Annotated in this window: 19 protein-coding genes; 13 read left to right on the top strand and 6 right to left on the bottom strand. The window is 47.0% G+C overall.

Annotated elements, in window-relative coordinates:
- Nucleotides 1–168 precede the first annotated feature (168 nt).
- The 4 genes from metB to ACMHKJ_RS13180 all read left to right on the top strand — a co-directional run bounded on the left by metB (nt 169) and on the right by ACMHKJ_RS13180 (nt 7,744).
- Nucleotides 169–1,329 (top strand): cystathionine gamma-synthase, encoded by a 1,161-nt coding sequence (gene metB, locus ACMHKJ_RS13195; protein WP_413494567.1) that lies wholly within the window; start codon nt 169–171, stop codon nt 1,327–1,329.
- Between the two features lie 8 nt (nt 1,330–1,337).
- Nucleotides 1,338–3,776, top strand: a complete 2,439-nt coding sequence (locus tag ACMHKJ_RS13190; RefSeq protein ID WP_413494566.1) for a bifunctional aspartate kinase/homoserine dehydrogenase II — start codon at nt 1,338–1,340, stop codon at nt 3,774–3,776.
- 704 nt (nt 3,777–4,480) lie between these two features.
- Complete coding sequence (gene ppc, locus ACMHKJ_RS13185) at nt 4,481–7,114, top strand: phosphoenolpyruvate carboxylase (protein ID WP_413494564.1); 2,634 nt, start codon at nt 4,481–4,483, stop codon at nt 7,112–7,114.
- 294 nt (nt 7,115–7,408) lie between these two features.
- A complete protein-coding gene (locus ACMHKJ_RS13180) occupies nt 7,409–7,744 on the top strand; it encodes a carboxymuconolactone decarboxylase family protein (protein WP_413494562.1) in 336 nt (111 codons plus the stop codon).
- Nucleotides 7,745–7,898: 154 nt separating this feature from the next.
- Here the strand turns inward: ACMHKJ_RS13180 and ACMHKJ_RS13175 are convergent, their stop codons facing one another.
- From ACMHKJ_RS13175 to ACMHKJ_RS13165, 3 genes are all read right to left on the bottom strand, one after another.
- A complete protein-coding gene (locus tag ACMHKJ_RS13175) occupies nt 7,899–8,297 on the bottom strand; it encodes a MerR family transcriptional regulator (RefSeq protein WP_413494561.1) in 399 nt (132 codons plus the stop codon).
- A 232-nt stretch (nt 8,298–8,529) separates the two neighbouring features.
- A complete protein-coding gene (locus tag ACMHKJ_RS13170) occupies nt 8,530–8,868 on the bottom strand; it encodes a helix-turn-helix domain-containing protein (protein WP_413494560.1) in 339 nt (112 codons plus the stop codon).
- A 28-nt stretch (nt 8,869–8,896) separates the two neighbouring features.
- Nucleotides 8,897–9,220, bottom strand: a complete 324-nt coding sequence (locus tag ACMHKJ_RS13165) for a YdgH/BhsA/McbA family protein (RefSeq protein WP_413494558.1) — start codon at nt 9,218–9,220, stop codon at nt 8,897–8,899.
- A 218-nt stretch (nt 9,221–9,438) separates the two neighbouring features.
- On the opposite strand from ACMHKJ_RS13165, the gene ACMHKJ_RS13160 reads away from it, so the two are divergent.
- The 4 genes from ACMHKJ_RS13160 to ACMHKJ_RS13145 all read left to right on the top strand — a co-directional run bounded on the left by ACMHKJ_RS13160 (nt 9,439) and on the right by ACMHKJ_RS13145 (nt 14,796).
- Nucleotides 9,439–10,665: an efflux RND transporter periplasmic adaptor subunit gene (locus tag ACMHKJ_RS13160; RefSeq protein ID WP_413494556.1), complete on the top strand. Its 1,227-nt coding sequence runs from the start codon at nt 9,439–9,441 to the stop codon at nt 10,663–10,665.
- Entirely contained in the window at nt 10,665–13,805 is a 3,141-nt protein-coding gene (locus ACMHKJ_RS13155; protein WP_413494554.1) for an efflux RND transporter permease subunit, read from the top strand. The genes ACMHKJ_RS13160 and ACMHKJ_RS13155 overlap by 1 nt, the downstream gene beginning before the upstream one ends.
- A 275-nt stretch (nt 13,806–14,080) precedes the next feature.
- Nucleotides 14,081–14,527 (top strand): Cu(I)-responsive transcriptional regulator, encoded by a 447-nt coding sequence (gene cueR / locus ACMHKJ_RS13150; RefSeq protein ID WP_413494552.1) that lies wholly within the window; start codon nt 14,081–14,083, stop codon nt 14,525–14,527.
- Between the two features lie 71 nt (nt 14,528–14,598).
- Entirely contained in the window at nt 14,599–14,796 is a 198-nt protein-coding gene (locus ACMHKJ_RS13145; protein ID WP_413494550.1) for a heavy-metal-associated domain-containing protein, read from the top strand.
- A gap of 73 nt (nt 14,797–14,869) precedes the next feature.
- Here ACMHKJ_RS13145 and ACMHKJ_RS13140 read toward each other — a convergent pair whose 3' ends face one another.
- The 3 genes from ACMHKJ_RS13140 to argE form a co-directional block, all read right to left on the bottom strand.
- Nucleotides 14,870–16,747, bottom strand: a complete 1,878-nt coding sequence (locus ACMHKJ_RS13140; RefSeq protein ID WP_413494549.1) for an autotransporter outer membrane beta-barrel domain-containing protein — start codon at nt 16,745–16,747, stop codon at nt 14,870–14,872.
- Between the two features lie 300 nt (nt 16,748–17,047).
- The gene (gene metF / locus ACMHKJ_RS13135; RefSeq protein WP_413494547.1) at nt 17,048–17,950 is read right to left on the bottom strand and encodes a methylenetetrahydrofolate reductase; all 903 of its coding nucleotides are present in this window, start codon (nt 17,948–17,950) and stop codon (nt 17,048–17,050) included.
- A gap of 276 nt (nt 17,951–18,226) precedes the next feature.
- On the bottom strand, nt 18,227–19,387 hold the full coding sequence (gene argE / locus ACMHKJ_RS13130) for an acetylornithine deacetylase (RefSeq protein ID WP_413494545.1): 1,161 nt from the start codon (nt 19,385–19,387) through the stop codon (nt 18,227–18,229).
- Nucleotides 19,388–19,484: 97 nt separating this feature from the next.
- On the opposite strand from argE, the gene argC reads away from it, so the two are divergent.
- The 5 genes from argC to ACMHKJ_RS13105 all read left to right on the top strand — a co-directional run bounded on the left by argC (nt 19,485) and on the right by ACMHKJ_RS13105 (nt 25,767).
- Nucleotides 19,485–20,495, top strand: a complete 1,011-nt coding sequence (argC, locus tag ACMHKJ_RS13125) for an N-acetyl-gamma-glutamyl-phosphate reductase (protein ID WP_413494543.1) — start codon at nt 19,485–19,487, stop codon at nt 20,493–20,495.
- Nucleotides 20,496–20,537: 42 nt separating this feature from the next.
- Nucleotides 20,538–21,311 carry an acetylglutamate kinase gene (gene argB / locus ACMHKJ_RS13120; protein WP_413494541.1) on the top strand — a complete coding sequence of 258 codons (774 nt, stop codon included), beginning with the start codon at nt 20,538–20,540 and terminating at the stop codon, nt 21,309–21,311.
- A gap of 68 nt (nt 21,312–21,379) precedes the next feature.
- Complete coding sequence (locus tag ACMHKJ_RS13115; RefSeq protein ID WP_413494539.1) at nt 21,380–22,603, top strand: argininosuccinate synthase; 1,224 nt, start codon at nt 21,380–21,382, stop codon at nt 22,601–22,603.
- Nucleotides 22,604–22,816: 213 nt separating this feature from the next.
- On the top strand, nt 22,817–24,196 hold the full coding sequence (gene argH, locus ACMHKJ_RS13110) for an argininosuccinate lyase (RefSeq protein WP_413494537.1): 1,380 nt from the start codon (nt 22,817–22,819) through the stop codon (nt 24,194–24,196).
- 632 nt (nt 24,197–24,828) lie between these two features.
- Nucleotides 24,829–25,767: a retron St85 family RNA-directed DNA polymerase gene (locus ACMHKJ_RS13105; RefSeq protein WP_413494535.1), complete on the top strand. Its 939-nt coding sequence runs from the start codon at nt 24,829–24,831 to the stop codon at nt 25,765–25,767.
- The last annotated feature ends 1 nt before the right edge of the window (nt 25,768 follow it).

The following is a 25,768-nucleotide window of genomic DNA, read 5'->3' as shown; positions in this document are numbered from 1 at the left end:
ATTAGTCAGTTTAGGAGGAGCCGGGTACGGGATCGCACCAGACTGATAGCATTATTATCCCACTTGTATATCTAACCGTAAAGCAGGATGGATGTCCAGACATATTGACGTCTAAATAAGCTAAGGATATGCTGATCTCTCATTCAGGTTATTGAGAGGAACAGCGGTATGACTCGCAAACCCGCTACTGCGGCAATACATAACGGACTTAATGAGGAGCACCAGTTTGGCTGTGTTGTGCCACCGGTTTATCTCTCATCAACCTATAATTTTCCGGAATTTGACTGCCCGCGTGAGCATGACTATTCGCGCCGCGGCAATCCCGGACGGGATATTACCGGGCGCACGCTGGCAGAGCTGGAAGGTGGTGCCGGGGCGGTCGTGACCAGCAGCGGTATGTCGGCGCTGCACCTGCTGTTTACGGTTTTTTTGTCACCGGGCGATGTGATTGTCGCACCTCATGACTGTTACGGTGGCACTTACCGGCTGCTGGACAGTTGTCAGCAGCGCGGGCATTTTTCTGTCCGTTTTACGGATATGAATGATGATGCTGCTCTTAGTGCCGCGCTGGCGGAAAAACCAAAACTGGTATTGATTGAAACGCCGGGTAATCCGTTGCTGCGGATAACCGATATTGCGGCGGTCAGTGAAAAGGCGCATCAGGCCGGTGCGCTGGTCGCGGCAGATAACACGTTTCTCAGCCCGGTGTTACAGCAACCGCTGGCGCTGGGGGCGGATTTTGTTATCCACTCCTGCACAAAATATCTGAACGGGCATTCTGATGTGGTGGCGGGCGTGGTGATTGCCGCGTCACAAGAGCATACCGAAACACTGGGCTGGTGGGCGAATAATATCGGCGTTACGCTCGGCGCGTTTGACAGTTATCTGCTGCTGCGCGGAATACGCACACTGGTCCCGCGTATCCGGTTGCAGGAGGAAAATGCCCGTGCCATTGTAGCCTGCCTGGCACAACAGCCGATGGTGAAAAAAATATATTATCCGGGACTGGAGACACATCCCGGGCATGCACTGGCAGCAAAACAGCAGAAAGGATTCGGTGCAATGCTCAGTTTTGAAATTAATGGAGATAAAGCCACCATTTCCCGCTTTTTATCTCACCTGTCTCTCTTTACACTAGCAGAGTCATTAGGTGGCGTGGAAACGCTGATTTCCCATGCGGCGACCATGACACACGCAGGTATGCCGGAGCAGGCACGCAAGGCTGCGGGAATTTCAGATGCATTATTACGTATTTCTGCGGGGATCGAGGACAGCGGTGATTTGACCGCAGCCCTGGAGCACGCATTTCAGTCAGTGACTAAGGGGTAAGGGTATCCATGAGTGCTTTGGCGATTGATGAGTCAGAAAAAGGGCGTCAGTTACATAAATTCGGCGGCAGCAGCCTGGCAGATGCAACATGCTATCTGCGCGTGGCGAATATTATGGCGAATTACAGTGAACCTGATGATTTGATGGTGGTGTCCGCAGCGGGCAGCACAACGAATCAGCTGATTAACTGGGTAAAACTGAGCCAGAGTGATCGCCTTGCTGCTCATCAGGCACAGGAAACCTTACACCGCTATCAGACCTCCCTTATCTGTGATTTATTGCCTGAAGTTCAGGCAAATGTACTGATATTTCAGTTTACAGATGACATTAACCGATTGGCGGCACTGCTGGAAAACCCGCTGACAGATGCGGCTTATGCCGAAGTTGTCGGCCACGGTGAAGTCTGGTCAGCCCGGTTGATGGCGCAGGTATTGCAAGAACAGGGCATGGCGGCACAATGGCTGGATGCGCGGACATTCCTTTGCGCAGAGCGCGCGGCACAGCCCGAGGTGGATGCGGCACAGTCACAGCCGCTGCTGGCGGAACTGATGGCGCGCCATCCGGCCAAGCGCCTCGTGGTGACCGGGTTTATCTCCCGCAACCGGCAGGGTGAAACAGTACTGCTCGGTCGTAACGGTAGTGACTATTCTGCAACTCAGGTTGGTGCGCTGGCAGGCGTGAAAAAAGTCACTATCTGGAGTGATGTGGCGGGGGTCTACAGCTCAGATCCGCGCAAAGTCAAAGATGCCTGTCTGCTGCCGCTGCTGCGCCTCGATGAAGCCAGTGAACTGGCACGCCTTGCCGCTCCGGTATTGCATACCCGTACCCTGCAACCTGTCTCTGCCAGTGATATCGACCTCCAGCTGCGGTGCAGTTATCAGCCGGAGCAGGGCTCGACAAAAATTGAACGCGTACTGGCCTCCGGAACCGGTGCGAAAATCGTGACGAATCATGATGATGTCTGTCTGATTGATATCCGTCTGCCCGCCGGGGAAAATGCAAAAGCGCGCTATAAAAGTATTGATCTGCTGCTTAAACGCAGCCAGATCCGTCCGCTGGCTGTCGGGTTACATAATGACGACAACCTTATTCAGCTCAGTTATACATCAGAAATTGCGGACAGCGCACTGCATGTGCTGGAGAGCGCAGGATTGCCCGGCACGCTGACTTTACGTGACGGATTTGCGCTGGTGGCGCTGGTCGGCGCAGGTGTCTGCAAAAATCTGCTCCACTATCACCGTTTTTATCAGCAGCTCAAAGACCAGCCGGTGGAATTTATCTGGCAGGCAGAAGACGGTATCAGCCTGGTGGCTATTCTGCGTACCCGTCAGACCGGACATGTTATTCAGGGATTACATCAGAGTCTGTTCCGCGCAGAGAAACAGATTGGCCTGATGGTCTTTGGTAAAGGTAATATCGGCAGCCGCTGGCTGGAGTTGTTTGCACGCGAGCAGCGCAATCTTTCTGCCCGCAGCGGGTTTGAATTTATCCTGACAGGTGTTGCGGACAGCAGCCGGGCGTTACTCAGCTATGACGGGCTTGATCCGAGCCGTGCTCTGGCATTCTTCAATGAAGAAGCAGAACCTTTTGCCGATGAAGAGTCGCTGTACCTGTGGATGCGCAATCATCCGTTTGATGATCTCGTTATTATCGATTTAACCGCAAGTCAGACACTGGCAGACAGTTACGCCGATTTTGCGGCATACGGTTTTCATGTTATCAGTGCTAATAAAATTGCCGGGGCGGCAAAAACCCGGGAATACCGGCAGATCCGCGATGCATTCCGTAAAACCGGGCGTCACTGGTTGTATAATGCAACCGTCGGTGCCGGGTTGCCAATCAACCATTGTGTACGGGATCTGCATGAAAGCGGTGACAGTATTCTGGCGATCAGCGGGATCTTCTCCGGCACACTTTCCTGGTTGTTCCTGCAATTTGACGGCTCAGTACCGTTCAGTGAACTGGTTGAGCAGGCGTGGCAGCAGGGTCTGACAGAGCCGGACCCGCGGATTGATTTGTCCGGGCAGGATGTTATGCGAAAATTGATTATCCTGGCGCGTGAAGCAGGATATGAAATTGAGCCGGAAGATGTCCGCGTGGAATCGCTTGTACCGCAGGAAGCACGGAGCGGCAATACGGATCATTTCTTTGAAAATGTGACAGCAATGAATGAACAGATGGTTTGCCGCCTGGAGGCTGCCCGTGAAATGGATATGGTGCTGCGCTATGTGGCGCGCTTTGATGCAAACGGCAAAGCGCGGGTTGGCGTGGAAGCTGTGCGTCCGGATCATCCTCTGGCATCACTGTTGCCGGGAGATAATATTTTTGCGGTTGAAAGCCGCTGGTATCGCGATAACCCGCTGGTTATCCGCGGACCGGGGGCGGGGCGTGATGTTACCGCAGGTGCGATTCAGTCCGATTTAAACCGGCTGGCACAGTTACTGTGATGGTATATATCGAAAAGAAGTCCGAAAAAGAACAATAAAAGACAATTTGTTGCTATAACGGGAATTGTCTTATTAAACTTGCTGTTTAGTCTTGATATAAATAGCACATGGTGATGTTTCAAAACGGACATATGACCGTCACGGATGATGGCCACGACAGGATGTTGTGGTAAATGGATATGCACCGGATGTGCTTTCTCTGACAGGATGTCAGCTTCAGGACAGAGACGAACCCTGCGGGATACAATTAACGGAATTAATTGTATCCCGTTATTATTTTCAGCCCCGCCGCCACACCGACCAACCTTCTGATTACCCTTCCCCGCTGAATTTTTTACCCGGAACCCGATTATTTATTCGTGTGCTGAATCGTTATTATTTTTACCTTAATTCGCGATATCTGTCTGCGGGTTTAGTGTTTCCCTTTGATTATGCTGGTCAGGCGGTGTTTTACCCGATATTGCGACATCTGCCCTTACTACGCATTGCGTCTCCTGTGTAATTAAATCCGATAAAGTCCTTTCAAAGCTTGTTTTTTTTGATATGAATATAGGGCAAGAGATAATTGCAAGGGAACGGCGTCACAAAATAAAAATTAATCCGCCGTATAAAATCACGAAGATGTACAGGCTCGATAACTGCCGGATGAAGGTTCCTCAACCGGCGGTCATAGGATTCTGCCGTCAATAAGGGCCAGAGGTCGTATGAATCAACAATATTCTGCAATGCGCAGTAACGTCAGTATGCTTGGCAAGCTTCTCGGAGATACCATCAAAGAGGCGCAGGGTGAAGATATTCTGGAAAAAGTAGAATCCATCCGCAAGCTATCCAAAGCATCACAGACCGGTAATGAAATTCAGCGTCAGAAATTGCTGCTGACACTGCAAAATTTATCCAATGATGAGCTGCTGCCGGTCGCTCGTGCATTTAACCAGTTCCTGAATTTAACCAATGTGGCTGAGCAGTATCACAGCATTTCGCCGCACGGCGAAGCCGCCAGTAACCCGGTGGCGCTGGCCTCGTTGTTTGATCAGCTGAAAGCAAAAAATTTCAGCAATGAAGAGATGCGTAAAGCCGTTGATTCGCTTTCCATCGAGCTGGTTCTGACCGCGCACCCGACTGAAATTGCCCGCCGCACATTGATTCACAAGCTGGTGGAGGTGAATACCTGCCTGGCTCAGCTGGATCATGATGATTTGGCGGATTATGAGCACGACCGTATTATGCGTCGCCTGCGCCAGCTGGTAGCTCAGGCATGGCATACGGATGAAATCCGTAAAGATCGCCCTACGCCGATCGATGAAGCTAAATGGGGTTTTGCTGTTGTTGAAAACAGCCTGTGGGAAGGCGTACCGGCATTCCTGCGTGAGTTCAACGAGCAACTGGAAGCGTCACTGGATTATAACCTTGCCGTGGAAGCCACGCCGATCCGCTTTACATCCTGGATGGGTGGTGACCGCGATGGTAACCCGAATGTAACGGCAGATATCACCCGCCATGTACTGTTGCTCAGTCGCTGGAAAGCGGCAGATCTCTTCTATAACGATATTCAGGTTTTGGTATCCGAGCTTTCCATGAGTGAGTGCTCACCTGCATTGCGTGAACGCGTAGGCGAGGATGCCGCAGAGCCGTACCGCGTGATAACCAAACAGTTGCGTGCCCGTCTGAAAAGCACGCTGGATTATCTGGAGCGCCGTCTTGCAGGGGAACTGGCTATTGAGCCGGATAACCTGATGACAGACAACGAAGAGCTGTGGGAGCCGCTGTATCTGTGCTATCAGTCTCTTGTGCAGTGCGGCATGAAGATTATCGCTAACGGGCAATTACTGGATACACTGCGCCGTATCCGCTGTTTCGGGCTGCAACTGGTGCGGATTGATGTGCGCCAGGAAAGCACCCGCCATACAGAAGCGCTTTCTGAACTGACGCAATTCCTCGGACTGGGCGATTACGCAGCCTGGCCGGAAGAGGAAAAACAGGAATTTTTGCTGCGCGAGCTGCAATCCAAACGTCCGCTTGTGCCGCTTAACTGGCAGTGCAGCAATGAAACCCGTGAAGTGTTTGATACCTGCCGCGTGATCGCTGAATCACCGGAAAACTCTGTGGCATCCTATGTTATTTCGATGGCGAAAGTGCCGTCAGATGTACTGGCTGTCAAACTTCTGCTTAAAGAGTCGGGTTGCCCGGTCACATTACCGGTGGCGCCGCTGTTTGAAACACTTGATGACCTGAATAATGCGGAAAGCGTGATAACCCGCCTGCTGAGTATTGATTGGTATCGTAACCTGATCAATGACCGGCAGATGGTGATGATCGGCTATTCGGATTCCGCCAAAGATGCCGGTGTGATGGCGGCTTCATGGGCACAATACCGCGCACAGGATGCACTGATTAAAGTCTGCGACCGCGAAGGGGTGACACTTACCCTGTTCCACGGACGCGGGGGTACTATCGGACGCGGGGGCGCACCAGCACATGCAGCACTGCTTTCACAGCCGCCGGGAAGCCTGAAGGGTGGACTGCGTGTCACTGAGCAGGGCGAGATGATCCGCTTTAAGTTTGGTCTGCCGCAGGTCACTATCAGCAGCCTGGCGATGTATGCCAGCGCAAGCCTGGAAGCTAATCTTCTGCCGCCGCCGGAGCCAAAACCGGAATGGGCAGTGATTATGGAAAGGCTCTCAGAAGTGTCTTGTGACATGTACCGAGATTATGTCCGTGAGCAGCCGGATTTTGTCCCGTACTTCCGCTCGGCAACACCGGAGCAGGAATTGGCCAAACTACCGCTGGGTTCGCGTCCGGCAAAACGCCGTCCGACCGGCGGCGTGGAAACACTCCGCGCTATTCCGTGGATTTTTGCCTGGTCGCAAAACCGTCTGATGCTGCCGGCCTGGCTGGGTGCGGGGGCGGCATTGCAAACAGCGGTGGATGAAGGTAATCAGCGCGTACTGGAAGAGATGTATCACCAGTGGCCGTTCTTTAAAACCCGGGTTGCGATGCTGGAAATGGTGTTTGCAAAAGTCGATTTATGGCTGGCGGAATATTATGACCAGCGCCTGGTGGAGCCGCGTTTGTGGCCGCTGGGTCAAAAACTGCGTGACCAGCTATCGCAGGATATTAAGAGTGTCCTGACCATCTCCAAAGATGAGTGTCTGATGGCTGATCTGCCATGGATTGCCGAATCAATTGCATTACGTAATGTTTATACGGACCCGCTGAATGTCCTCCAGGCAGAGCTTCTGCATCGTTCACGCGAATGTGAACAATCTGATCCGCAGGTAGAACAAGCGCTGATGGTGACTATCGCAGGTATTGCCGCCGGAATGCGAAATACCGGCTGATTGTAGCAAAACTTTGTCATACCCCCGGAAATGGCCGCAAATGCGGCCATTTTTTTATCCGTAAAATTGGGTTGATATCTAAATTTGTCGTAGCTGTCATAGATAATATCACAATATACATTATATAATAATGTATATTGTATTGGTCTATCTATACCCAACGACATTCAGGATGCAGGCAGGCGGCAAGGGAAGATAGACGGGGAGCATAGGTAAACTATGTGACCCGGCTGGCTTCACGCCGCCAACGAACCTGCAGTTTGAATGAATAAGGGTATATAATAAGGATAAAATATGTCTTACTACAAAGAAGTGATAAATGATATTTCCGGTAATATGCAGGAATTTGGTAAACAGGTTCCGGATGTGATGAAAGCGTTTTCTGCCCTTATCGGCAGCAGCACAGCAGACGGTGCATTAGATAAAAAAACCAAAGAACTGATAGCGATTGGTATCGCAGTGGCAAATCGTTGTGATGGTTGCATTGGTTTTCATACCAAAACCTTGGTCGATCTGGGTATTACAGAGCAGGAACTGGCGGAAGCGCTGGGTGTTGCAGTTGCTATGGGGGGCGGGCCGTCAATGATGTATGCGGCGAATACGCTGAAGGCCTTTAAAGAATTCAAATAAACGCGTCATCCTTCAACCTGTGGCGGTGTTGGCTTCGTTCATCGCCCTGGTCATGATGTATGCTCCCCGTGCTCTTTACTTCGCCACCTTGCCACAGATTGAATGATTTAGCGTTTAGATCGGGCGGTTTTGAAGTGTATTTATTTTTGGTTTTTTAAATATCTATTGATAATAGGCTTTTTATTGTTTTACATTTATTATCAGGTTCTGTTTCATTACTATGCCTCTGTAAGGTGATAAGATTTTTTTCTAATTTCTTCAGATTATTAATGTTTTCACGGATTTTAGATAAATGACTAACAATAACTTTATCGACTAAAGTACAGTTGTCTTTATTATTATCTATAAGATCCAGTAATTTTTTGATTTCACGGTGTGACATGTTGAAATATCGACAATTTTTTATAAATCGTAATCGCTCAATATGATTTTCACTATAGCTTCTGTAATTGTTATTATTTCTGTTCGGAGCCAGCATCAAACCCTCCCGCTCATAGAAGCGAATAGTTTCTCGTGGAATGTTAAACAAATTTGACATTTCACCTATTTTCATTGTGCATCATCCCGGTTTTGACAGTTATAGGATTAAAATCAGTACTGATATAATTTTAAACCTTACCATTATTGTAAGGTCAAGAGGAATTTCAGGGTGACATACAAATGATATCGTATTGTTAGCGGGTAAAAGGTAATTACTATAGAAGGTGTGTGTGTTTTTTACCCGCGTAATATTTTGTACATTTTTTAATATCAGGAATTTTTGTATCTATTTATACTTTTATTCCTTAATGATGTATTTCCCGATATTTTCCGGGGGTTAGTTTCAGTGTGCGTTTAAATGCACGGGTTAATCCCTGCTGGCTCTCAAAACCGTATCTGACTGCAATATCAATGATTTTATCATTAGTCTCTTTCAGATCTGATGACACCTTCAATAGTCTTCTTGTTAAGATATACTCACCTAAATTTACGCCAACAATATGTTTAAATATGCGTTGAAAGTGCCATTTTGAGTAACCTGCTTTATCAGATATTGTATCAACATCAAGAGGTATATCTGAATTTTTTTCAATCCAGATAAGAATATCATCTACAACTTTTTTACGTAACACACTATTATCCATAGCTAATTCCCTTGTGAGCAGAGACACGTTATTTATAAAATACCACATAACCCCGCAGGTTTGTTTCTCCTCCGGCACCGATAATTTTATAATGGCTGGCGCCAAGACTATTCGCCTTCTCAATAGCCCGGTATTCTATCGAGTCCAGGTTCGAATCGCCTGTGAATGTTATTTTTGCGAGTACGGTATTATTGTTTTTAACCTCTGTTTCATTTTTGTTTTCAGTTCCGGTAAACGATATTTTATTTGTTTCACTTAATTCATTTTTATATTGATTGCCTGGTTCAACAGCAGCGGCAATGCCCTGATAACTAAATAGTCCCAGTGCTAATACAGCAATAATTTTTTTCATTTGTGATCCTGTTTTATTTGAAGGTAATGTTATTTTGTAAGTGTATTAAAAACCTTAAAGCACATATAAGGTCAATGGTTTTTTATTTTCCCTGTTCAGGCTCTGTACCAGAATTAAAACAGTTGACCTTACAGTGGCTGTAACCTTTACCCTTGCAAAGATCTTATCCAACAGTATTTAAATTAATTATTAATTGATTTAATCAGGCAGGGTTTTTTATGAAAATGAAAATTGGTGTATATGCAACTATCATTGTCGCTATCGCAATGGGTAATACTGCGGCTGCACAAGATAATAAGAATGAGAGTAAGCCGGAAAGCACGAGTGATATCATGCTTGCGAAAGTTCCCGTCGCAGAAGTTATCCAGCGGGATATTGTTCCTTTTTCTGAATTTACCGGCTACCTGGCCGCCCCCAAAATAGTGGAATTACGCCCCCGGGTTGGTGGCCGGATTAATTCTGTCAGTATCCCGGAAGGTCAGGTTATTCAAAAAGGCGATCTGTTGTTCCTTATCGATCCTCAGCCTTTCCAAATCGCATTAGATGACGCTATTGGCCAGTTAAGTCAGGCTGAAGCATCCGCTTTCCGGGCGAATAGTGACTATAGCAGAATCAAAAAGCTTGTTGATAAAGGGGTGGTTTCCCGTAAAGATTACGATGATGCTCAGGCCAATCGTACTGTAAGCAATGCACAGGTTAAATCAGCAAAAGCCACTGTTGATGCGGCTAAATTAAATTTATCTTACACGCAAGTTAAAGCACCGATCACAGGCCGGGTTGACAGGGCACTTATTACAGAAGGAAATCTTGTTACCGGCGGTGATATTAACACGGCTACGTTATTAACGACGATTGTCTCAATTGATCCGGTATATGCCTACTTTGATATTGATGAAAAAACATTTCATAAACTGTCAGCCATACAGGCTGAATCTGAAAAAGATCAGGGTCCAGAACGTCCTTCTGTAAATATCAGTGTATCTGAGGGAAAAAATTATCCTTATTCAGGCGCGCTTGATTTTATGAGTAACCAAATTGATCGTACTACGGGCACAGTTAAAGCCCGTGCGGTAGTTAAAAATAAAAATGGAAAATTAGTACCCGGTTCTTTTATTCGTGTCCAACTCCCTGTTGGTATTAAAACATCTTCAATACTGATTGATGACCGGGCTATTGGTTTTAATCAGGGCCAAAGCTATGTGTTGGTGATTGATAATAATAATAAAGCGGTATACCGGCAAGTCGAGCCGGGAGCTATGATTGATGGACTTCGGGTAATAAAGAGTGGTTTAGTCAAAGGTGAAAGGATCATTATTAAAGGCCTTGTCAGACCGGGAATGGAGGTCATGCCGGAGAATGTTCCGATGTATTTACCGGAGGCTGAGAATAATAACATCGGACAAAGTAGCGATAGCGTATTAAATGAAGCGGAGGGAAATAAATAATGAAGTTCTCTCATTTCTTTATACAGCGACCAATTTTCGCCATTGTTTTATCAGCATTTATATTGATAGCCGGTATTCTCAGTGTTTTTAAATTACCCCTGAGTGAATACCCGGCAGTCACACCGCCGACGGTTCAGGTTGTTGCAAGCTATCCGGGAGCGACACCTGAAGTTATTGCGGATACGGTTGCCTCTCCGATAGAACAAGCTGTTAATGGTGTCGAAGGAATGCTCTATATGAGTTCCCAGATGTCGACTGACGGAAAAATGGTGTTAACTATTTCATTTAAGCAAGACGTTGACCCTGATATTGCCCAGATTCAGGTTCAGAATTTAGTATCAAGAGTCCTTCCCCGGTTACCTGAAGAGGTCAGAAATATAGGTGTGACGACAGAAAAAACATCGCCGGATGTACTTATGGTTGTTCATATGTATTCCCCTGAGGATGTTTACGACTCACTTTTTGTTTCTAACTATGCAATGTTAAATGTCCGCGATGAAATTGCCAAACTTTCTGGTGTTGCAAGCGCTGTTGTATGGGGCGAGGGGGAATATGCGATGCGGGTCTGGATAGATCCGACTAAAATTGCATCACTGGGGTTGACCGCAAATGATGTTACGGAGGCTATTCGTGAGCAAAATATTCAGGTTGCCACCGGCTCTGTCGGACAGCAGCCTGATACCACATCATCGTTTCAGATAAGTATTAATGCCCTCGGCAGACTTACAACAGAAGAGCAATTCGGCAATATTATTATCAAAGCCGGCGGAAATGGTCAGGTTACTTATCTGAAAGATATCGCGCGAATAGAATTAGGTGCTGATAATTATTCATTACGTAGCCTCCTTGATGGAAAAAATGCCGTTGGTTTACAAGTCGTTATGAGCCCCGGTGCGAATGCGTTAGATGTTTCTGCTTCTGTCCGGGCGACAATGGCTCGTTTACAAACTGATTTTATTGACGGGATCGATTATAAAATAGCGTATGACCCTACTGTATTTGTCAGTGCGTCATTAAAATCCGTCGCAATTACATTACTCGAAGCAACTATTCTGGTCGTGTTGGTTGTTGTGTTATTTTTACAAAGCTGGCGGGCCTCGATTATTCCCCTTGTTGCTGTACCGGTTTCATTAATCGGTACATTTGCTTTTATGTATTTGTTTGGTTTTTCTTTAAATACCTTATCTCTGTTTGGTCTGGTGATTTCTATAGGGATAGTGGTTGATGATGCGATTGTTGTGGTTGAAAATGTAGAAAGGCATATTTCTGCGGGGTTAACACCTGAAAATGCTGCATTTAAAGCCATGAATGAAGTTACGGGGCCTATATTAGCAATAACATCTGTATTAGCTGCGGTATTTATTCCCACTGCCTTTTTATCAGGTTTACAGGGGGAGTTTTATCGCCAGTTTTCATTAACGATTGTTATCTCGACAGTAATATCTGCAATTAACTCATTAACGTTAGCACCGGCACTGTGTGCAATATTACTTAAACCACACAGTAAAAATGTAAAAGCAGACTGGTTAACACGGGTTATTAATCGTTTATTTGGTGGTTTTTTCGCCCGGTTTAATCATTTTTTTAATAAGTTATCAGAAAAGTATGTTCAATTAGTCCGCCGCTGTATCCGGGGCAGTGTCATTATTGTCATTCTGTATATGGGATTTGCCGGGCTGACGGCGCTGGGCTTTAATGTCGTACCAAATGGATTTGTGCCTGCTCAGGATAAATATTATTTAATTGGTGTCGCACAATTACCGCCGGGTTCTTCGCTCGACAGAACAGAGAACATGGTTAAAGAGATGTCCCGTATTGCACTTGAAGAACCCGGTGTTGAGCATGTGGTTGCATTTCCCGGCTTATCTGTGAATGGTCCGGTTAATATACCTAATTCAGCATTAATGTTTGCGATGCTTAAACCTTTTGACGAGCGCACTGACCCGTCTCTTTCAGCTAATGCTATTGCAGGCCGGTTGATGGGGAAATTCAGCGGGATACCAGACGGTTTTGCCGGTATTTTTCCGCCACCTCCGGTTCCCGGTTTAGGTTCTATGGGCGGTTTTAAAATTCAGATAGAAGACAGAGCAGATCTCGGATTTGATGCGTTAGCAAAAGTGCAGGAGACGATTTTAATGAAAGCGATGCAGGCGCCTGAACTTACGGGAATGATGGCAAGCTTTCAAACTAATTCACCGCAAATAGATGTTGATATAGACCGGGTTAAAGCTAAATCGCAAGGTGTGACATTAACGGATATTTTTGATGCACTGCAAATCAATCTAGGGTCATTATATGTAAATGATTTTAACCGGTTTGGCCGGACGTATCGCGTGATTGTTCAGGCGGATACATTATTCAGAATAGACTCTGAAAATATTCAGTTACTGAAGGTGCGCAATAAAGACGGCGATATGATCCCGCTCGGGACATTAGTTAAAATTACGCGGACAACCGGACCTGACCGTATTATTCACTATAATGGCTTCCCGTCAGTCGATATTACAGGGAACTCAGCTCCCGGTTATACTTCCGGTCAGGCAACTGACGCGATTGAAAAAATCCTGCGTGAAACATTGCCTGAAGGAATGGCCTATGAATGGACAGATCTGACTTATCAGGAACAATTGTCCGGAAACTCAGCATTATATATTTTCCCGCTGGCCGTTTTCTTCGCCTTCCTGATCCTTGCTGCCCAATATAACAGTTGGGCTTTACCCTTCTCTGTTTTACTCATAGCACCGATGGCATTACTCTCGGCGATTGCCGGTGTATGGCTGTTTAATGGTGATAATAATGTCTTTACGCAAATTGCATTTATTGTTCTTGTTGGCCTTGCCGCTAAGAACGCAATATTAATTGTTGAGTTTGCTATTGCTCAGGAAAAGCAGGGTGCTGATCCCGTTGCTGCGGTATCAGAAGCTGCGCATCTGCGGTTACGCCCGATACTAATGACATCATTTGCATTCATTGCCGGCGTTATTCCGTTGGTTTTTGCAAGTGGTGCGGGCTCTGAAATGAGGCAGGCTATGGGGATTGCCGTATTCTCAGGCATGCTGGGAGTCACATTATTCGGATTGTTACTGACACCTGTTTTTTACGTTATTGTCCGTAAACGGAAATTAAAAAAATTAGTATGAAAATAGAATGTAATTAATTACCTTGAAATTCACCAGACATCTGATGTCTGGTGAATTAGTTTTTTAAAAATAACTTGACCTTGCCCTTAAGGTAAAGCTTAGGCTCTCACTCAATAACTTATTGCGGGGGCAGTTTTTAATGAAGACAAATTTATCGCTATCCCCATCCGTCCGGATGCCGGTCTGCTTTATCCGGTGAAAGGCTGATATATCCGTTAATCTGCGGGTCAGCCGGGCTGGAAAACCCAGCTGACCTCAACATAAAGGAAGATATTATGAATATCGGGCAGGCGGCTAAACTCGCTAATATTTCAGCAAAGATGATTCGTTATTACGAACAGATCGGTTTAATTCCGAAAGCAAATCGCTCTGATTCAGGATACCGGCGTTATAGTTTATCTGATGTGGAAAGTTTTCATCTTATCCGTCGTGCCCGCGATCTTGGTTTTTCTACAGATCAAATCTCTGCACTTTTACTTTTATGGCGCGACAGTGACCGCACCAGCGCAAACGTCAAAGAGATGGCACTTACTCACCTGTCTGAATTAAAAAAGAAAATCACAGAACTACAGGATATGGCTCAAACACTTGAGCAACTGACTCAACATTGCAGCGGTAATAATCAGCCGGATTGCCCGATTATAACAAGCTTAACTGAACCGGTTATGAATACTGAGAAAAATACATCGCGGAGCACCCGGTTTGGTCGTCGTCTTAATTAAAAACCAGTTGACCTTACTATGCTGGTAAGCCTTACCTTAATTATGAAATTACGAATAATCAGGAGAGAAAAATGATTAGTTTTACTATACCGAACATGACTTGCGGCGGTTGTGCTAAATCAGTGACAAAAGCATTATCAGATGTGGATGGGCAGGCACAGATAGAGACTAAGCCGGCAACAAGAACAGTGAAAATTAAAAGTAATATCGCAGAAAGTACTTTCCGTACAGCACTCAGTGCGGCCGGATATCCGGCTGATCCGGCGTAATCCAAAATAATATTACTGCAGGGCTATTCCCTGTAAAAGGGAATAGCCCTGCATTTTTATTTACATCAAAAAATCAGAAACGCACACGGAAACCGACATCTGCACGCAGCGGGGTTTCTGTTTTATTACCGTTCAGATAGTTGATTTCTGTATAGAATGCTGCCTGTGGTGTGATCTGTGCATCCATACCTAAACCGTATTTACCGGTGCTGCCGGAGAAATCATTACTGATTGTATTGGTGCGGTTAATTGTCACATCATTCTCTTTTGTGAATTCATGGACAATCGCCAGGCGGGCATACGGTTTCAGTACCGCGCTGTTTACATCAAATGATGTGCTGATTAATGTCCCGGCTTCACCCTGCAAACTGTCTGCGCTGTGAACATCTGCGCGCATCCCGTTATTCAGTTCATAATCTGCACTACCGATACGGGCATATTGTAGTTTGCCGTAAGGCTGTATAGTCAGTGCCGGAACAACCTCGTAGTTAAATCCGCTCTCAATTGTCGCAGTGAATGCGTTCTGGTGATAATCACCGTGCGCAGAACTGCCGTTTTTCATCCGGCCGTTGTTTTCATTGTCCAGGCGGTTACCTTTGAGCATTCCGTCGGCATAGAAGCCATTGTCATGCAGATAAGTTGCATAGAGCCCGCCGTGGTAACTTTCAACGGTTCCGCTGCCATAGTTATCTGTGCTGACTTTTGTCCGGCTGAAACCGGTGAATACGCCGACAAGCACAGTGGCATCATCCAGACGGAATGGTTTATCCACCCCGATTTGTACGCCATCAAGTTTGTTTTTAAATGAGGTGTTAAGTTTATCATTCAGGCGGGTGTCATCGTGCAGGTAGCGCGTCCATAACCCGTAACCATGCTGCGGATTGCTGTAGTAATTTCCCAGACGCTGTTGCAGAGAAACTGATTCTGCCTGTAATACCTGGCGCGGTGCGGCAGCAGTTGCCATAACACCTTTGGCGCTGTATGACGTTGCATCCGGCTGAGTTTGTAAAACCCAGTCTGAACTTTCACCTTTTTCTTCTTTAACCAGGTGATATTGATACGCACCTACTTCAACTACGCTGTCTTTATTGAGTAATTTAAATTCAGCATCACCAGCGGCAACATGGATAATATTCAGAGGAGTAGCTTTTACCGGTTCTTTGCCGGTATCTTCAACATCAATTCCGAATTTCCCGGTGGCATTCTGGCTGACATTAATGAAGTCACCCCAGTTATTAGCCAGTTGAGTGGATATATAGAAATCCCCCTGACCGGAGAGGTTTTTAATTTCCAGGCGGTTAGCTTGTGCTGCGGGCAGATAGGTTACCATTCCCATGCGTCCGCCAGCCATTTCTAATTTATCGATAGTGGTGACAAATGCAGGACCGGGGGTTGACGGTGTCGCGGCAATATTATCTTCAGGTTGCTGATCCCAATCAGTATCAATATCCATTTCACCGGCAAGCTTCAGATGCTCAATATACACACCCGCACCCTGAAGCGGCTTATTTGTTGAAACATCCATACCTGTTGAGTCATTATTATCAACACTGACTTCTGCACCACGGTCAATGGTCAGAGTACCGACAGATTTTCCTTTTACCCGTAATTCAAGGTAACCATTTTCCTGTACAACAGTATCGCGGATTGTACTATTGATGACAGTCAGAATCCCGTTGTTCCCCACTGTTGTATTATTTGCAATTCCGTTATCTTCGAGCCAAATGGTGCCGCCATCACGAACAATACCATTATTAACAACACCATTGTCTGAAACGTTTTGTGTAGCAGAGCCTATCGGGTTTACCTGTGTGGCTGAAGATACAACCTCACCGTTAACTACAGTTCCGTTAGTTACTTCTTCAGTGAAATGTACCGGCGCTGCCACTGCACCAACAGAATACCCTGCCAATGCTGCTTCAATTAAACACACTAAAACTAATTTTTTCATATTGATTCTGACCTGCGGATGTTGTGCGGCGGAGCCCGTCACACGGAGAGAAAGTGAAATACGACAAATTTTCTTATGAAATGACTGCGTATTTTCAGTTTGTTTGGCAGGAAGGTGAATAGGTGATTTTACGTAAATGCGCCTTGAGTCGGATAATCAGTAAGATATGCTGTAGTGGTGATGATAGTCAGATGTTTGAGTCGAACCGGTGAAATAAAAACCAACTATACAAAATAACTTAACGATATCCTTAGTTACCCAATGATATCGCTATAATTATTCGCGATGTGAATGATTTTTTTATGCCACACAGGCTACAGCGGGGCGGACACCTAAAGTGTGGCAGATTGCATAAGTCAGCTCAGCGCGGTTCAGGGTGTAAAAATGGAAATCTTTCACGCCTTCGCGGCTGAGAATCTTCACCATCTCCATTGCAACCGATGCGCCGACCAGCTTGCGGGACTCCGGATCATCATCCAGCCCTTCAAACATGTTACCGAGCCAGCCCGGGATGCGCACGTTGGTCATACCGGCAAAACGTTGTAACTGTTTGAAATTGGACACCGGCAGGATACCCGGAACAATTTCCACATCAATCCCTGCGGCGGCACAGCGGTCGCGAAAGCGCAGATAAGTGCTGACATCAAAGAAAAATTGCGTGATAGCGCGGTCTGCCCCGGCATCGATTTTCTTTTTGAGATTAATCAAGTCTGCCTGCGCGCTGCGCGCTTCCGGATGCACTTCCGGGTAAGCGGCGACGGAAATATCAAAATCGGCGACTGATTTTAACAAACTGACCAGGTCGGCGGCATACATATCCGGTTTGCAGCTGTTATCCGGCAAATCGCCGCGCAGTGCCACAATATGGCGGATGCCGTTATCCCAGTAATCTTTTGCGATGGTTTTCAGTTCATCGCGGGTGGCATCAATACAGGTCAGATGCGGCACGGCAATCAGCCCGGTTTTTTCTTTGATCCCTTTAATCACAGAGTGTGTGCGGTCGCGCTCGCCGGAATTTGCCCCGTAAGTCACAGAGACAAATTTAGGTTTCAGAACACTGAGGCGCTCAATAGATTGCCACAGTGTGTTTTCCATTTCCGGTGTGCCCGGGGGGAAAAACTCAAAAGATACTTCCACGCGGCCGGCTAATTCCGCCAGGTTTTGGTTCAGTGCCTCGTGCTGGTCAACGTGTAAAAAACTCATCTCTGCCCCCGCTGTCATCCGTCCGTGGTGAATATACTCTTATTCATTCAAACTGCAGGTTCGTTGGCTGCATCTTGAATGATGTTGGATATATGTTCCGGTACGCGATTATTTGAATGTCTATACGTTTAGACGTCTGGACGTAGATTAAGGGATGAATTGGTTAAACGTCAACCACTAATTGACACAGTGCGGGTGAGGTTTTCGCAATAAGATGATGAAGAAAATTCATAATGGGATAAAGGGGCGGACAGGCAGCGCTGTCCGCAGAGAAGATTACTCAGCCGTTTTCAGGCAGAAATGGGTGACGAGTTGGGTCAGCAATTCGCGGGTTGGCTCAATAAAACGGGTGTCGAGAAATTCATCAGGCTGATGCGCCTGCTCAATTGACCCGGGACCGAGCACCAGTGTCGGGCAGAGATCCTGAATAAACGGCGCTTCGGTACAATAATTCACTGTCTGTGCTTTTTCTCCGAGCAAGCTTTCAATCACCCCGACCATTTTATGATCCGTCGGGCAGGCATAGCCCGGGATTGGTTCATGCAGTGCCTCAATAGCCAGGCGCCCCGGCCAGCGCTGTTTCACCGGTTCAAGTGTTGCATTCAGCATCTCATCAATATCACTGAGCGTCATACCCGGCAGCGGACGGATATCCATGTGCAACTCACAGCAGCCACAGATCCTGTTTGCCGCATCACCACCGTGAATATGACCAAAATTCATGGTCGGATACGGAATGACAAATGCCGGGTTATTAAATTTTTCTTTCAGCTGATTACGCAGACCCATCAGATGCGTGATTGACTCATTCATCAGCTCAATTGCATTCACGCCGCGAGAGGGATCACTGGAGTGACCTGACTGTCCGGTAATGCGGATAGCATTGGAAAGATGCCCTTTGTGCGCCCGCACCGGTTGCAGCGAGGTCGGCTCGCCGATAATGGCGAAAGACGGACGGATAGCCGCATTTGCCGCAAAATAGCGCGCACCGGCCATTGTTGTCTCTTCATCTGCGGTCGCGAGGATATACAGAGGATGCTGTAAATCACGCACGTTAATATCACGCACCGCATCAAGGATAAACGCGAAAAACCCTTTCATATCCGCGGTGCCCAACCCGTAGAGCTTGTTGTCCTGCTCAGTCAGCGTGAAGGGATCTTTACTCCAGCGCCCTTCATCAAACGGCACAGTATCGGTATGACCACACAGTAATAATCCGCCGTCACCATCACCCAGGCTGGCTAACAGATTGAATTTCCCCCGGGTTTCCGGCACCGGCTGAACTTCAACATCGAAGCCCAGGGTTTCAAACCAGGCGGCTAATAAATTAATAACTGTCTCGTTGCTTTGATCCGTTTCTGCTTCCGTCGAACTGATGGAAGGTGCAGCAATCAGTTGACGATAAATCTCAATAAATGCAGGTAATTTAATATTCACTGTTGACAGCCTTTATCCATGATAGTATCAATATTCATGCAGTTTATGTGAATAAAAATACATTGTTTGTGTTTCAGGTACAAGGTGAAGATGACTTATGTTGAAAACACTGATTATCGGGGCCAGCGGATACACCGGCGCAGAGCTTGCCGCGTATATCCAACGCCACCCGCAGACGGAACTGACCGGCCTGATGGTTTCTGCCAACAGTGCGGATGCCGGTAAATGTTTTTCGGATTTACATCCGCAGCTCAAAGGTTTGGTGGATTTACCTCTTGAGCCGTTAACTGACCCGCAGGCGGCGGCACAAAAAGCCGATGTGGTTTTTCTGGCAACCGCACATGAAGTCAGTCATGACCTTGTGCCCGTCTTCCTGGCCGCCGGATGTGTGGTATTTGATCTTTCAGGTGCTTACCGTGTTCAGCAGGATGATTTTTATCCACAATACTACGGATTCGAACACAAACATACCGCGTTATTAGCGCAGGCGGTGTACGGGCTGGCGGAGTGGGCAGGTGACAAAATCCGTACGGCGGAGCTGATTGCGGTACCGGGGTGTTATCCGACCGTCTCTCAGTTAGCCCTGAAACCGCTGCTGGAAAACAAACTGTTAGATCTCACTCAGTGGCCGGTGATTAATGCCACCAGCGGTGTCAGTGGTGCAGGACGGAAAGCGGCATTAGGCAGTAATTTCTGTGAAGTGAGTCTGCAACCATACGGATTATTTACGCATCGTCATCAGCCGGAAATTGCCGCACATCTGGGTACTCAGGTTATTTTCACCCCGCATCTCGGCAACTTTAAACGGGGAATTCTGGCAACCATCACCTGTAAGTTGAAAAGCGGTGTGACGGCGGCACAGATAAGTGAGGCGTTCCATCAGGCGTATGACGATAAGCCGTTAGTACGTCTGTATGACAAGGGCGTTCCGGCACTGAAAGGCGTGGTCGGACAGCCATTTTGTGATCTGGGCTTTGCTGTGCAGGGTGAGCATTTGATTGTGGTGGGTACGGAAGATAACCTGCTTAAAGGTGCCGCGGCACAAGCGGTCCAGTGCATGAATATTCGTTTTGGCTTTAATGAAACACTGTCTTTGCTGCCACAGTGAACTGACAGCATTTATCAAACATTTATCTGACGGAAAATGAAAATGGAACCCTTAGTCATCAAGTTAGGCGGCGTGTTACTGGACAGCGAAGAAGCCCTCGGGCGTTTGTTTACCGCACTGGCGGCATACCGCGCATCACATGACCGCGCACTTGTCATTGTGCACGGCGGCGGCTGTGTGGTGGATGAGCTGATGGCGAAATTACAGTTACCGGTGGTGAAAAAACAGGGGCTGCGTGTTACCCCGGCTGATCAGATAGATATCATCTGCGGCGCGCTGGCGGGCACGGCAAACAAAACCCTGCTGGCGTGGGCAACCCGTTATCAGCTCAACGGCGTCGGGTTATGTCTCGGGGATGGTCAGAGTGTCAGTGTCACACAACTGAATGATGAGCTCGGACATGTCGGGCTGGCGCAACCGGGTAATCCTGTTTTACTCAATACCTTGCTGAGCGGAGGCTTCCTGCCAATCATCAGCTCTATCGGGATCACAGATGACGGGCGGCTGATGAATGTGAATGCAGACCAGGCGGCGACCGCTATCGCAAAAACCCTCGGGGCAGATTTAGTGCTGCTTTCTGATGTCAGCGGCATTCTTGATGGCAAAGGACAGAAAATTAACGCGCTGGATGGTGAGCACGCACAGAAACTTATTGATGACGGCATTATCACGGACGGCATGATTGTCAAAGTGAATGCTGCACTGGAAGCCGCAGAAACACTGGGGCATCCGGTTGATATCGCCTCCTGGCGGCATGCAGACCAACTGCACAAATTATTCGATGGCGAAGCCATCGGCACGCGGATCTCCGCGTAATCGGATTATCGGCAGATTTGCAGGATCATTCCGCTGCGGCGGATAACATTTATCGAAAGGACAGGGTTATGGCAGAGGCAAAGAAAACAGGCATTAAAAAAATCGTACTGGCTTATTCCGGCGGTCTGGATACATCAGCCATTATTCCGTGGCTGAAAGAGCATTACGATGACTGTGAAGTGGTGGCATTTGTCGCCAATATCGGTCAGAGCGCGGAAGACCTGGAAGGCGTGGAAGAAAAGGCGCTCGCCTCCGGCGCATCATCTTGTTATGTGGCGGATCTGCGTGAAGAATTTATCAAAGATTATGTTTATCCGGTGCTGAAAAGCGGCGCGCTGTATGAAGGGAAATATCTGCTGGGTACGTCTATGGCGCGTCCGATTATCGCCAAAGCGCAGGTAGAGCTTGCGCTGAAATTAGGTGCAGATGCGCTTGCTCATGGTGCGACCGGTAAAGGTAATGATCAGGTGCGTTTTGAAGGCACTTACACCGCACTGGCACCACAACTGAAAGTGGTTGCGCCATGGCGTGAGTGGGATCTGCGTTCCCGCGAAGCACTGCTGGATTATCTGAAAGTCCGCAATATTCCGACCACCGCGTCACTGGAAAAAATTTACAGCCGTGATGAGAATGCCTGGCACATTTCCACTGAAGGCGGCGTACTGGAAAGCCCGTGGAATGTCTCAAATAAAGATTGCTGGGTGTGGACAGTTGATGCACAGGATGCTCCGGATCAGCCGGAACTGGTGACTGTGACCATCAAAGCGGGCGAAGTGACCGGCGTGAACGGCAAAGCGCTGTCGCCGTTTAACTGTCTGGATGCACTGAATACACTGGGCGCGAAACACGGTATCGGGCGTATCGATATTATCGAAAACCGTCTGGTGGGCATGAAATCCCGTGGTTGTTATGAAACCCCGGGGGGCACCATTATGATGGCTGCACTGCGCGGGCTGGAAGAAATTATCCTCGACCGTGACTGTTTCAAATGGCGTCAGCAGATAGGTCTGGAAATGTCTTATGTGGTGTATGACGGACGCTGGTTTGCACCGCTGCGTCACTCCATCCAGGCGGCAGCAGATTCGCTGGCGGCAGATGTCAGCGGCGAAGTGGTACTGAAACTGTATAAAGGTCAGGTCACGGCGATTCAGAAGCAATCGGCGAACAGTCTTTACTCAGAAGAGTTTGCGACATTCGGCGAAGATGAGGTTTATGACCACAGCCACGCGGGCGGCTTTATCCGTCTGTACTCGCTTTCCTCACGGATCCGCGCGCTGAAAGAACAGAAATAATCAGTAAAAACAGGGATTTTATGCACAGGGACGTGCAGGCAATATTTTTCTATCCGTATAGTTTATACCCAACGTCACTCAAGATGCAGGAAGGCGGCAAGCTCCGACCGCCGGGGAGCATAGGTAAACTATGTGACCCGGCAGGTTGAGCGCAGCCAACGAACCTGCAGTTTGAATGAATAAGGGTATATCAAAAAATGAAAGGGAAAGAGTATGGCACTCTGGGGCGGACGTTTCAGTCAGGAAGCCGATCAACGGTTCAAACAATTCAACGACTCACTGAGATTCGATTATCGTCTGGCGGAGCAGGATATCACCGGCTCGGTCGCGTGGTCGAAAGCACTGGTGACAGTCAATGTACTGACAGTACAGGAACAGGCGGCGCTGGAGCAGGCACTGAATGAGCTGCTGGCAGAAGTGCAGGCGGATCCCCGTGTCATTCTCAGCAGTGATGCGGAAGATATCCACAGCTGGGTGGAAGGTAAACTTATCGGCAAAGTCGGCGATTTGGGTAAAAAACTCCATACCGGGCGCAGCCGTAATGACCAGGTCGCAACCGATTTAAAACTGTGGTGCAAAGCAGCCGTCGGACAGATTTTAGCGGCATTACAGGAATTTCAGCAGGCGCTGGTGCTGACTGCTGAACAGAACCAGGATGCCGTAATGCCGGGTTACACCCATTTACAGCGCGCGCAGCCGGTCACATTTGCGCACTGGTGCCTGGCGTACAGCGAAATGCTGGCGCGGGATGAAAGCCGTGTGCGCGATGCACTGGCGCGGTTTGATTATAGCCCGCTCGGCTCCGGCGCATTGGCAGGAACGGCGTATGCCATCGATCGTGATCAGCTTGCGGACTGGCTGGGTTTCGCCGGTGCGACACGTAACAGTCTCGACAGTGTGTCTGATCGCGATCATGTGCTGGAATTGCTGAGTGATGCCGCCATCAGTATGGTGCACCTTTCCCGTTTTGCGGAAGATATGATTTTCTTCAACAGCGGCGAAGCGGCATTTATTGAGTTATCTGATCGCGTGACATCCGGCTCTTCCCTGATGCCGCAGAAAAAGAACCCGGATGCTCTTGAGCTTATCCGTGGTAAATGCGGACGGGTGCAGGGCGCACTGAGCGGCATGATGATGACGCTGAAAGGCTTGCCGCTGGCCTATAACAAAGATATGCAGGAAGACAAAGAAGGGTTGTTTGATGCACTCGACACCTGGCTGGATTGTCTGCATATGGCAGCATTAGTGCTGGAAGATATTCAGGTAAAACGCCCGCGCTGCGAAGAAGCCGCCAAACAGGGCTATGCAAATTCCACCGAACTGGCTGATTACCTGGTCGCAAAAGATATTCCGTTCCGTGAGGCGCACCATATTGTTGGTGAGGTGGTGGTTGGCGCGATAGCAAAAGGTCTGGCACTGGAAGAGATGCCGCTTTCGGAGCTGCAAAAATACAGCCCGGCGATTGAGCTGGATGTGTATGACATCCTGTCGCTGCAATCCTGTCTGGCGAAGCGCTGTGCAAAAGGCGGTGTATCACAGGCACAAGTTGCCGCTGCCGTCAGTGAGGCAAAAATCCGCTTAGGATTAGTGTAATTTCTGCTTTTGTGCCCGAATCACATTATGTGATTCGGGTATTTTTGTTTATCACCATCGGCTTATTTTATATAGGTAGCGGGAAGATCGTAGGTTCGACTCCTATTGTAGAACCATTTTTTTTCGTAAAATCATTAGGTTACTGTTACAGTGTTTTGCTTTATTCAAATTAATGTGCAGTTTTGCGTGTTGTAGGTGTGGCAGAATTGTGGCAATAACAATTATCTAACTTAGCGCAACAAAGCAAAAGCAAGTAATAAGTTTAGCTGCATGGTATTTGGTAACTCAAAGATCAACCTATTGTTTCTAAAGGTTATTCTCGGTGGTATCTTTTTAATAGATTAATTGAAATTTCTCGGAAGAAAGTGTAAAGTACCAATGCTCTTTAGCGTATTATGGATTTATCCTATGACTGGTTAAATCTAGTTGGGCGTTGCGCCAAACTCTAATTTATTGATTACATTTACAGTTGCGGAACAAACTTTTTGAGCCGCAATCCAGTAGGTTGCGGATCAAAAAGTTTGTTCCGCGGCTACAAGTAAAGAGCCTAGACCTCGGGATGAACAGGGAAGTAATGGCCCTTGTTCATCCCGAGGTACTAGTTACTGACTGGTAAACGGAACAAGCTGGTAATGAGCATCGACATTGGAACGACACTTAAAAAAGCTTATCCTGATTTTGACGCACTTTTAAAATCAAGACCAGCGACGCACTACAAAGTATATAAAATCCCAAAGCGTACAGTTGGCCATCGTATCATAGCTCAACCTACATCACGAGTAAAAGCAATACAAAGGGATATAATTGAAATACTCAAACAACATGCTCATATTCACGATGCAGCCACAGCGTATATTGATGGGAAGAATATATTAAATAACGCTAAGATACATCAAAAATCAGTTTATTTATTAAAGCTGGACTTGGTTAATTTCTTTAATAAAATAACACCAGAGTTTTTATTCAAGGAATTAGCTAGACAACATTTAGATATTTCAGAGGACAATAAAAATTTATTAAAACAATTTTGTTTTTGGAATAGGACAAAAAGAAAAAATGGTGCATTAGTTTTAAGTGTAGGAGCACCAAGCTCTCCTTTTATATCGAATATTGTTATGAGTAGCTTCGATGAAGAGATAAGCTATTTTTGCTTATCAAATAAAATAAATTATTCAAGATATGCTGATGATTTAACTTTCTCAACAAATGAAAGAGATATTTTAGGATTGGCACATCAAAAGGTAAAATCAACCCTGCGTCGTTTTTTTGGCACACGGATTATAATTAACAATAATAAAATTGTATATTCATCAAAAGCTCATAACCGTCATGTTACCGGAGTGACTTTAACTAATAATAATAAGTTATCAATAGGAAGGGAAAGAAAAAGATACATTACTTCTTTAGTCTTCAAGTTTAAAGAAGGCAAGCTTTCTAGTGTTGATATTAATCACCTTAGAGGCTTAATCGGTTTTGCTTATAATATTGAGCCAACTTTCATTGAAAGACTTGAAAAAAAATATGGAAAATCAACAATTGAGTCTATCAAGAAATATTCTGAAGGAGGATAAA

Source organism: Morganella psychrotolerans (assembly GCF_965118875.1).
Classification (GTDB): Bacteria; Pseudomonadota; Gammaproteobacteria; order Enterobacterales; family Enterobacteriaceae; genus Morganella; species Morganella psychrotolerans_C.
This window is presented reverse-complemented; position numbering and strand designations above follow the sequence as displayed.